Below are 9,861 nucleotides of genomic sequence, written 5' to 3'. Positions count from 1 at the left end.
GTCGTGCCCTCGGCGATCAGGTCTAGTCCGTTGAAATCCAGAGTCGAAGGCCGGAGCCGTCAAGCTGAACCTCACCACCAGCGCCGAAGTCGTATCGGCGTTCACTGCCATCTGGATCACCTAGTAGGGCTACGCGGAACGGCGAGCCACTGTGGACTGGCTGGTCGACATGCGAGCGGCAAGGTCGCGCTGTGTCAGCCCTGCGGATTCTCGCGCGTCGCTGAACTTCTCTCCCGCCTCCAGAGCCAGGCGAGCCGCGGCAAGGGCCTATTCGAACTCGATGCGCTCGTCGCGCTCGTCGCGCTCGTCGCGCTGAGCCGTCTATCTCGTAACTCTTCAATCGTTGGACGCGCCATCACTCCTCCTCGGGTGCATGTCCTCCACATCTCACGCGGTCGCCTCCACGAGCGGTTCTATCCAACTGGTGTCTGTGGAGGCACGGGCCACATCCAGGTCGTACATTCGCTGGAGGTTCATCCAAAATTCCGCGCTCATCGCCAGCGCGTGGCCGATACGCAACGCTGTATCCGCCGTAATGGAGCGTCGGCGGTGAACGATGTCGTTGATACGGACCGGCGGCACTCCGATGGTCTTCGCCAGACGATACTGAGTCATGCCCAACTCGTTCAGTATCTCCGACAGATGCTCTCCCGGGTGAATCGGTTCTGCAAGTGCCGCCATAAGGTCGTTCCTTCTAGTGGTAGTCGATAACTTCGACCTCCGCCGCACCCTGATCGCTCCAGCTGAAGCAAACCCGCCACTGGTCGCTGATAAGTGAACAGTCACACTCTCTAGATATCAATGCCTCCCGTTGATACTATCAAGCGTGCATAGGTCGAGTTCGGGCGCTGCAGCGGTGAATCATCTTCGGCTTCTTGTGAAGATATAACTAGACTGTGACCAGTCATAACATTCTCAGGGAGCAACGAATGTCTCAATGCTTACCATCAGGCTCGTTCGGTGGGAGGCACTGGTGAACCCCCTGCATGAGCCTGTTGGTGCCGCGGAGTTCAAGGCTCGCTGCCTACAGATCATGGACCAAGTGAAGGAAACCGGCGCGGAGGTGACCATCACCAAGCACGGTCATCCAGTGGCGAAACTGGTGCCGGTCTCTGCCCAGGTCATCCAGCCACCACTCCTCGGCTCTTGCAAAGGCTCGCTCATCATCCACGACGAGGATGATCTCGTTCCCTCAACCGAGGATGAGTGGAATGACTGGGAGGCCAAAGTAGAGCAGGATCCCGACAGCGTATTCCACACCTGATGCTGCTGCTCGACACCAACGCCTTGCTGTGGGTGTTGCAGGACAATCCGCGGCTCAGTTCCCGAGCTCGTGACATGGTCGCCGATGGATGGTCGGTGGGGTCGATTGCCATCTCTGCCGTTACCTTCTGGGAGATAGCGATGCTGGCGGAAAGGAACAGGCTGGCATTGGGCTGCGACGCGGCCCGCTGGCGTTCGGACAGATTGGCCGACGGACTACGAGAATTGCCGTTGCATGGCGCGGAGGCGGTACGGGCAGTCGCTCTGGAACGCGAGGGCTTCCACCGGGACCCCGCAGACCAGTTCATCGTGGCGACAGCCCTGCTCGGTGGTCACACTCTCCTCACGACCGACAAGCAAATCCTCGCCTGGCCTGGCGAGTTACACAGCGTCGACGTTCGCCACCACGCCGTACGGCGGTAGCAATTACCGAGAGTGATTGTGCCGGGGGCGATTACAGAATTGCGCTCCGCCTTGCTGCTCGCCATGGGAGGGGGTTGGTCACTCGCGATCGCTGCCGAGTTCCTGGGCTACTCCTCCGGGCTGGGATACCTGGCCGACGCAGCGGTAGAGCAAACCAACACCGCCTGGCTATTGATAGGCACCTTTATCATGGCTGCTTATTCTCTCACGACTTTCTTCCTGCTCAACGAGGGATTCAAGAAGCTGGTTAGCTGGATGCCACAAGGCGCCCCCGGCGAGACGGATATCGAAAAGGTGGCCGGGGCAGCAAAAGAGGCTTGATCACCGAGTCCACCGGGCTAGGTCGTGGCCGTTGACTCTGTGGAACTGCCAGGTGATCAGGGAGAGGGCGTAATCGCCCAGGCGCCTGCGGACGAGGTTCTGGACGTGTTGCCCCCAGAGGTCTTGGTCGCCTCGGTTGGTGGAGGTCTTGTAGGCGTCCTCGAGACCGCAGATGCGGCCGCCGACACCGGATACCCCGTGGTGCTGAAGGGATGGGACGCTGATCTGACCCACAAGTCCGAGGTCGGAGCCGTCAAGCTAAACTTCGCCACAAGCACCGAAGTCGCATCGGCGTTCACAGCCATCGAGACCGCCGCAGCCGGAGCACTAGACGGCATCCCGGTGCAGCCCCAGATCAAAGGAACCCGTGAACTCGTGGCAGGCATAATCCGAGACCCCAGTTCGGCCCGTGCGTGATGTTCGGCCTGGGCGCCATCTTCACCGAGGTCCTAGACGACGTCAGCCTCCGGATAGCTCCGCTGCGAGAACACGACGCATTGGCGACGCTGAAAGGTATCCGAAGGGTCAGCAATCCTCGGCCCCCGTCCGCGGACGGCCCCCGCAGACCGCTCGCTCTACCCAGAACTCTGATTACTCTAGGCCGCATCGGCCTAGAGAACGACAGCATCGAAGCGATCGATTTCAAGCCGCTCCTACTCCAAGAGAATGGCACACCTATCGCAGTCGACGCAGCCATCTGGATGAGACAGTAGGTGACGATGACGGTCCAGAGACCGCGGGTTGCCGCTATCGGGTTGGACGATGCGCGGGCCGAGTCGATCCGGCCGATATGTGGGACGTTGAGAATGGCAGACTCACCGGCCGAGTACCTCGCGGTGTACAGCTGGGACGAAACGGACATTGCGGTAATCGCGCGATCCGATCACTCCGAGACCGCGCACAACGTACATGTGCTGGCGTTCGGATCTGACTGTAAGTGGTCGAACGTCATCACGGCGCATGGTGGCCGATATGTCGCCAGCATCGCGGCCTATCAGACCACCGAACGAGAGGTAAGCATCGGGGAGGACTGTCCACACGGTTACAAGGATGTTGCTTCCGAACTGTCCAGGCTGCTAGCCCGCGCCGATGACCCACCCCCCGTGTACGAAATCGCAAAGAGAATCAGGGACGATTGCCAAGTCCTCATCAGGACGACAACAAACCGATCAGTCGCGATAAGGCGTCTTCGTGTCCACCGACCTTGGGAGGCGGGACGAGCCCGAGGGGAGTCCGTGCTGGTTGCGGTACCACGAGCTGCGAATCTGGCAGCCTGGTTCCACACGTTCCTCACCGACGTTCATGAGAATGACCCGGTTCGAGTGCCCCATCCACCACCCCGCCTCGGACATCCCGCCGACTGGTACACCCCCCAGGAGAAGCGTCTAGCGGGCCGAATCACTGCCACGACAGACCGAATCGGACGGCTTAAGCGCGAGCGGGAACAGCTCAGAGCTGATCTGGTCACGGCAGGTGAACAGGCCGATATGGGAATACGGCGGGTTCTCTGGGCTGATGGCGAAGAACTGGTAGCCGGTGTCATCGAGATCTTGACCTCTCTCGGCTTCAGGGTCCGTGACATGGACTCCGAACTGGCTCCGGGCTCCCCGAAAGGCGAAGACCTTCGCCTTACCCTTGATGGGCCTGGCGAGTGGGAGGCATTGGTCGAGGTCAAGGGATACACCAGGGGCACCAAGACGAACGACGCCCGCCAGATCCGCGCACATCGCGAACTTTACATCCAGGAGACGGGCCGGCTGCCGGACTTAACCTTGTGGATTGCCAACCCCCACCGTCTGGTCCCGGATCCGTCGCTGCGGCCCGCTCCCGACCGCAACGTGGCGGACGCCGCCTCGAACGTTGGGACTGTACATGTCTTGGTACCTGATCTGTACCGACAATGGGCGCGGGCCGCTGACGGGGAAATCCAAGCGTCCGATGTGATCCAGCAACTCGCCAGCGCTGCCTCCGGCTGCTGGCACCGCTCCGAGTAGGCCGCTTCGAGGGGGCGGGGTGGGGTGTAGGTGTAGAAGTGGCGGGTGAGGGGGATTTCGTAGCCGATCTTGGTCTTGGTGGGGTCGTGCCAGGCGTCGGGGACGTAGGGGTGGACTTCTGCTTCGAGGTAGTCGTTGATGGCGGTTTGGTATTCGGGGGTGTTGAGGCGTCTGGTGGTGTCGGTTTCGTGGGTGACGCGTTTGGTGGGTAGGGGGATGTTCTCGTAGTCGCGGAGGGTGGGGTCGGGTTTGGGGTTGCCTCTGGCAGTTATGAAGGGAGCGTCGGGGTCTCTGACCGCAAGGGCGGCTGTGATGGCGTTGACCAGCGGGGTCGGTTTCTCCCCGATGACCGAGACGAGCGCATACCGCACGAAGGCCTTAACAGTCTTCTCGGTGCGGTAGTCGGCACCTTGGTGGGTTCGGAGCTTGTCGACGAGGAGCTGTTGGGCCGGGGCGGGGAGCTTGGCGACTTTCTTGTCGGCGGCGATGGCCGCGAGGGTGTTGTTGGTGATTTCCCAGCGGAGTCGGAGGGGGCGTTCAACGGTGATTCGGAGGAACCCGAAGGCTTCGTTGGGGAAGATCTTGCAGCGTGGTCCTTCCTCGAAGGCGCCGTAGAGTCGCGTTAGATCGGTGATCTGTTCGTCGCTGATCTGTTTGCGTTTGTTACCGAGGCTCTTGCGCATCTTGGTCCATGACTCGCGGGCGTCGATGAGCTGGACCTTGCCGCGCCGCTGCGGGGACTTGCGATTGGTGACCACCCAGAAGTAGGTGGAGATCCCGGTGTTGTAGAAGAGTTGGTCGGGGAGGGCGACCACGGCTTCGAGCCAGTCGTTCTCGATGATCCACCGCCGGATCTCGGACTCGCCCGATCCGGCCGCGCCGGTGAACAGGGGGGAGCCGTTGAACACGATGGCGAGGCGGGCACCGCCTTCTTCGGGACGTTTCATCTTGGAGATCATGTGCTGGAGGAACAGGAAGCTGCCGTCGTTGATCCGGGGGGTGCCGGCACCGAACCGCCCCGCGAAGCCCTTGGTCTTGTGCTCGCCCCTGATGTGGTTAGCGACCATCTTCCACTCGACCCCGAATGGGGGATTAGCCAGCAGGTAGTCGAAGCGGCGGTTGGGGTGCTGGTCGTTGTCGAAGCTGTTCCCGAACCGGATCCGCGACGCGTCTAAGCCCTTGATGAGCATGTCCGACCGACAAGTCGCGTAGGTCTCGGCGTTGAGTTCCTGCCCGTACACGTGGAGGCGGCCCTCGGGGTTGAGGTGGCGCAGGTACTCCTCGGACACCGCCAGCATCCCTCCGGTGCCACAGGCCGGGTCCAGCATGGTCTTGACGATCCCCGGCGCGGTCAGCAACTCGTCATCGTCGGCTAGCAGCAGGTTGACCATCAGGCGGATCACCTCCCGAGGGGTGAAATGCTCCCCGGCCGTCTCGTTGGATAGCTCCGAGAACTTCCGGATCAGTTCCTCGTAGATGTAGCCCATCTCCAGGTTCGACACCACCTCCGGGCGCACATTGAGATCGGCGAACTTCGACACCACCAGATACAGCAGGTTGTGCTGGTCCAACCGGTCGATCTGGGTGTCGAAGTCGAACTTGTCGATGATGTCACGGGCCGACTCCGAGAACCCAGCGATGTAGTTGCGCAGGTTCGGGGCCACGTTGTCCGGATCGGCCAGCAGCGAATTAAACGTGTGCTTCGAGGTGTTGTAGAACGACTCCTCCGCCGCGTGCATCAGGATCGGTGCCCGGTTCTCCAGATACTCCGGAAGCCTGTCCGCAACCTCCAACACCTTGGGTTTCGTCGGCTCCAGCACACAGTCGAGGCGGCGCAGCACCGTCAGCGGAAGGATCACCCGCCCGTACTCGGACTGCTTGTACACCCCCCGCAACAGATCAGCCACCGACCAGATAAACGCACTGTGATTGTTGATCGTCTCGTTGCTCATTCAGAATCCCTGCTGACGATCGTCCAACCTAGCCGACCGGACCGGGACGTCGGCCAATGTCAAGTGCGGGCCCATCGGCTGGCCCTGTATTCCTCGACCCAGCCACGGGAACTGCGCCACCGGCCGTCGGGTCCTCGGGTGGCCTGCAGGCGGCCGCGGGTCGCCGCGGCTCGAAGAGCCGGGGCTTTCAAGTCGGGTGTTGCGAGCGCCGCCAGCGGCACCAGGCGGGCGGGGCCGGCCACGGCTGGTATGACGTGCTGGTACAGGGTGTCGAGGATCGCTCGGGTGATCAACGCGGCCAGAGTTCCCGGCTCGCCCGCATCGGCCCGCCGAAGGGCACGGATGTACCGGTCCCGGTCGCGCTTGTAGATGATCGCTGGTGGGTAACCGAGCCGGACGAGAATCAGGTTCAGAACCAGCCGTCCTGCCCGCCCGTTCCCGTCGAGGAACGGATGGATCTGCTCGAAACGGCAATGAAGGGCAGCCAGGTGCTCGGGGAAGGTCACGGTATCGGAGTCCAGAGAGTTTGCCTCCTCGGCCCAGGTGGTCATCTCGCCGGGGACGAGAGGCCACGATGGCGGGGTCATCCCGTCGGGGAAGGGTTTGATCTCGTGTTCACGATAGGCACCGGGTCGTTCACGATCGGTGGCGTCCGGGTGGGGGACTACTTCCCACACCGGTGCCACCGCCTTGTGGTGGATCATCCTCACATCGGCCAGGGTGATCAGCGGACCGGTTCTGGCGTGACCTGAAGGGGCCACCTGTCCGTACACCCATTCGGCAGCGTCTGCGTATCCCTTAACCTCCAGGTACTCGCGCAAGCTCCGGTTGCCAACGGCCAGTCCCTCTTCGAGCAGCCGTTCCACCTCGCGCTGGATCAAGGTGTTGTCTTCGATGGCAGTTGAGTGGTGCACCTCCCGATGCCAAATGCCCTTCCAGACGGTGTTCGCCTCTACGGGACGGGGGAGCCCACCCATGCGATCCCGAACTTCCCGGATCTGGACAGACAGCCGGTGATAGAGCTCTTGATGGGATGGTCTGCCCCGCCCACGAATAGCCAATTGTTCGTTCTTCACGAAAATAATCTTACCGAACAAATCCGCTCATTCGCCAGGCAAACCCTGGCCGGCGCTGTGGCTCTTCGGCGCTCGCGGCTGCAGTTTCTGCGAAAAGAAGCGTCGCCGGATTCCGATCAACATGGCATGTGACAGCTGCCAGTTGTTCGACACTCCGTGAGTCAAGGACGAGATGGGCAGGAGGAGGATCCTGATGTACACGGTACGGGTATACCTGAACCGTCAAGAGGGAACGATGTGGTGGGCCGAGGACGACTTGGGCTTCGCTGGCGGTGCCGACCGGCTATCCGATCTCATTGAGAAGATCCACGACTGGGCCGAATGCGAGTGGCTACTAGACGACTTTGCGGTCCGGTTGGTGAACGTCTAGCGAGCGGACTTGGCGATCGTTGGAGGCCGGCCTGTTCTCGCGTGGGTCGGTCAGAGTCATCCTCGACTACCTGGCCGCTGATTCGGACGCACGCGGGCCGTGTTGGTGTTCCCAAGCACCCCCTGTTGATGGTACTATGAACTCATGAGTGGGACATACGCAGTAACGATGGGAGACCGGGGGAGGATAGTAGTACCGGCCGAGGTCCGGGTCCGCCACGGATTCGACCGGGGTACGGAACTGATACTGACGGAGTCGCCGTGGGGTTTGGTGCTTACGAGCCGGGAGGCTCTGCTGGCACGGATCCAGTCTGAACTTCAGGGCAGCAACCTGATCGAAGAACTTGTAACCGAGCGCAGGCAGCAGGCCGCCGTCGAGGATGCCGGGTGATGACGGTCCTGGATGCCTCGGCGATACTCGCTTTGCTTCTCAAGGAGCCTGGCGGCCGGGTTGTGCAGGCAGCCCTGGAAGGAGAAACGAGATGTGGGGCCGCCAACTGGTCTGAGATCGCTCAGAAGGTGTGTTCACTGGATCGAGCCTATTGGGAGCCGGTACGGGCGGCCCTGGTGCACGGCTACGGGATGCAGATCGAACCGGTTGTGATTGAAGATGCCGAGTGGGCTGCCCGCCGCTGGACCAGGGGTGAGGGTCTGTCGCTGGCCGATCGACTATGCCTGGCCCTCGGAGAACGTCTGGATGCCGAGATCCTCACCGCGGATCTTGCTTGGGGCGTCGAAGGTCGCGTCAGGCAGATAAGGTGAGGAATGGATCCGAGATCAACAGTCCAGTGGCTTCCTAGCAACGGGTAGGGGCAGGGTTACGCTGGTGCCTGAGCTGTGGGCAAACGTCTGAACGTCTGGGGGCGCGATGGACCTGGAGGACCAGGCGAACGAAAATCGCCTGGCCGAGACCTCCGACACCGACGACATGGTCGTGTTGCTGGGGCAACCGGATGCCAACAGCGCCGGTCTCTTCGCGGAGACGGTGACCAGAGGCGATCCGACCTGGGCGGGTCCATTGGCCGGGGTCCCGTTGGGACTCCCCGTATATCACGTACTGGAGCCGGATATCAAGGAGCAGATGGACGGCGATCTCTACGATGAGCACGTCGGTTTGATGGAACTTTCCGCAGACGTGGATGAGATCATCAAGTGGGTCGCTGTTTGCAGGGATTGATCAGTGGCGTCGCGGAGTCATCATCTCCGATTAACGAGAGCGTCCCATGACCTCCCACCCGTGACTGTGACGTGATCATCACTGAAGAGAGCCTGATCGCATGAGGATTGTCGATGTCGAGACCTTCGTGGTGGCCAACCCGCGACCGGATCTCGGCGGCCCGTACTTTGTTTTCGTGAAGCTCACCACCGATGACGGGATCGTCGGCTACGGTGAGCACTATGGGGCCACCTTTAGCCCGCCGGTGGTGGAGGCGATGCTGGAGGACCTGGCCGGGGCGTTGCTGATCGGGCGGGATCCCTTCCTGATCGAGCGCTTCTGCCGGAGCGCATACGGGCGGGGGTTCACGGCTCGACCCGACGTGACCCTGGGCGGCCCCATCAGCGCGCTGGAGATGGCCTGCTGGGACATCATCGGCAAGGCCGTGGACAAGCCCGTCCATGCGTTGCTGGGAGGCCGGGTGAGGGACGCGGTGCGGTCCTACACATACATATACGATGAACCCGGCGTCGAGGGCGATGCCGTGTACTTCGACCCCGATCTGGCTTCCCGCCGGGCGGCCAAATATGTCGAGAGGGGTTTCACCGCTCTCAAGTTCGATCCGGCCGGTCCCTTCTCCTCCATGGGGGGTTACCAGCCGCTCCAAGAGCGGGTCGAACTCTCCGCGCGATTCTGTTCGGCCATCCGCGAGGCGGTGGGGACGGACGCCGACATCCTGTTCGGCACTCACGGGCAGTTCACGCCCGCAGGCGCGATCCGGCTGGCGGCGAGGCTAGAACCCTACGATCCACTGTGGTTCGAGGAGCCGGTTCCGCCCGACGATGTCGAGGGGATGGCCAGGGTCCGCCGGCATACCTCCATACCCATCGCCGCCGGAGAGCGACTAACTGGCAAGGCCGAGTTCGCCCGCCTCCTAGAGGCGTCGGCGGTCGACATCGTCCAGCCCGATCTGGGGCGGTGCGGAGGGTTACTGGAAGGCAAGAAGATCGCTGCCATAGCGGAGGTTCATGGTGCCCAGATCGCGCCCCATTGCTACTGCGGACCGATCGTGGCCGCCGCCAACCTGCAGCTCGCCGCCTGCTCTCCCAACTTCCTGATCCTGGAGGCGATCGAGGACTGGGGCGGGTTCCACGCTGAGCTTCTCAAGACCCCGCTCCGTTTCGAGAACGGATGCACCGTCGTTCCAACCGCCCCTGGTTTGGGAGTGGAACTCGACGAGGAAGTCCTCGCCGCCCACCCCTACGAGGGCGACCAGCTCCACATCGAGATGGTCGATGATCCAGTCG

Annotated in this window: 11 protein-coding genes and 2 pseudogenes; 9 read left to right on the top strand and 4 right to left on the bottom strand. The window is 62.1% G+C overall.

Annotated elements, in window-relative coordinates; genetic code table 11:
* Nucleotides 1-129: 129 nt before the first annotated feature.
* Nucleotides 130-243, bottom strand: a complete 114-nt coding sequence (locus ACOOGG_RS00385; protein ID WP_420431139.1) for a helix-turn-helix domain-containing protein — start codon at nucleotides 241-243, stop codon at nucleotides 130-132.
* 144 nt (nucleotides 244-387) lie between these two features.
* The gene (locus tag ACOOGG_RS00380) at nucleotides 388-681 is read right to left on the bottom strand and encodes a HigA family addiction module antitoxin (protein ID WP_420431137.1); all 294 of its coding nucleotides are present in this window, start codon (nucleotides 679-681) and stop codon (nucleotides 388-390) included.
* Between the two features lie 292 nt (nucleotides 682-973).
* Between ACOOGG_RS00380 and ACOOGG_RS00375 the strand changes: the two genes are divergently transcribed.
* The 4 genes and pseudogenes from ACOOGG_RS00375 to ACOOGG_RS00360 all read left to right on the top strand — a co-directional run bounded on the left by ACOOGG_RS00375 (nucleotide 974) and on the right by ACOOGG_RS00360 (nucleotide 2,720).
* On the top strand, nucleotides 974-1,264 hold the full coding sequence (locus ACOOGG_RS00375) for a type II toxin-antitoxin system Phd/YefM family antitoxin (protein WP_420431135.1): 291 nt from the start codon (nucleotides 974-976) through the stop codon (nucleotides 1,262-1,264).
* Complete coding sequence (locus tag ACOOGG_RS00370; protein WP_420431133.1) at nucleotides 1,264-1,686, top strand: type II toxin-antitoxin system VapC family toxin; 423 nt, start codon at nucleotides 1,264-1,266, stop codon at nucleotides 1,684-1,686. Before ACOOGG_RS00375 ends, ACOOGG_RS00370 begins: the two co-directional genes overlap by 1 nt.
* Nucleotides 1,687-1,698: 12 nt before the next feature.
* Nucleotides 1,699-2,007 carry a hypothetical protein gene (locus ACOOGG_RS00365; RefSeq protein ID WP_420431131.1) on the top strand — a complete coding sequence of 103 codons (309 nt, stop codon included), beginning with the start codon at nucleotides 1,699-1,701 and terminating at the stop codon, nucleotides 2,005-2,007.
* 24 nt (nucleotides 2,008-2,031) lie between these two features.
* A pseudogene (locus ACOOGG_RS00360) lies at nucleotides 2,032-2,720 on the top strand (acetate--CoA ligase family protein).
* Nucleotides 2,721-3,742: 1,022 nt separating this feature from the next.
* Here ACOOGG_RS00360 and ACOOGG_RS00355 read toward each other — a convergent pair.
* Both ACOOGG_RS00355 and ACOOGG_RS00350 read right to left on the bottom strand, forming a co-directional pair.
* On the bottom strand, nucleotides 3,743-5,953 hold the full coding sequence (locus ACOOGG_RS00355; RefSeq protein WP_420431129.1) for a type I restriction-modification system subunit M: 2,211 nt from the start codon (nucleotides 5,951-5,953) through the stop codon (nucleotides 3,743-3,745).
* A 59-nt stretch (nucleotides 5,954-6,012) separates the two neighbouring features.
* Nucleotides 6,013-7,029, bottom strand: coding sequence for a Fic family protein (locus ACOOGG_RS00350; RefSeq protein ID WP_420431127.1), 1,017 nt, complete (start codon nucleotides 7,027-7,029; stop codon nucleotides 6,013-6,015).
* Nucleotides 7,030-7,222: 193 nt separating this feature from the next.
* Between ACOOGG_RS00350 and ACOOGG_RS00345 the strand changes: the two genes are divergently transcribed.
* The 5 genes and pseudogenes from ACOOGG_RS00345 to ACOOGG_RS00325 all read left to right on the top strand — a co-directional run.
* On the top strand, nucleotides 7,223-7,399 hold the full coding sequence (locus ACOOGG_RS00345) for a hypothetical protein (RefSeq protein WP_420431125.1): 177 nt from the start codon (nucleotides 7,223-7,225) through the stop codon (nucleotides 7,397-7,399).
* 144 nt (nucleotides 7,400-7,543) lie between these two features.
* Nucleotides 7,544-7,789, top strand: coding sequence for an AbrB/MazE/SpoVT family DNA-binding domain-containing protein (locus ACOOGG_RS00340; protein ID WP_420431123.1), 246 nt, complete (start codon nucleotides 7,544-7,546; stop codon nucleotides 7,787-7,789).
* Nucleotides 7,789-8,160, top strand: a complete 372-nt coding sequence (locus ACOOGG_RS00335; protein WP_420431121.1) for a PIN domain-containing protein — start codon at nucleotides 7,789-7,791, stop codon at nucleotides 8,158-8,160. Before ACOOGG_RS00340 ends, ACOOGG_RS00335 begins: the two co-directional genes overlap by 1 nt.
* Before the next feature lie 103 nt (nucleotides 8,161-8,263).
* Nucleotides 8,264-8,575, top strand: a pseudogene (locus ACOOGG_RS00330) (glycine/sarcosine/betaine reductase complex selenoprotein A); the annotation flags it as partial.
* Nucleotides 8,576-8,675: 100 nt separating this feature from the next.
* The coding region (locus ACOOGG_RS00325; RefSeq protein ID WP_420431119.1) for a mandelate racemase/muconate lactonizing enzyme family protein at nucleotides 8,676-9,861 on the top strand (1,186 nt) is incomplete at its 3' end.

Origin of the sequence: Candidatus Poriferisocius sp., from assembly GCF_965214065.1 — a bacterium.
Lineage (GTDB): Bacteria > Actinomycetota > Acidimicrobiia > Acidimicrobiales > Bin134 > Poriferisocius.
Note: the sequence above shows the minus strand (reverse complement) of the source record. Positions and strands in the feature narration are given on the sequence as shown.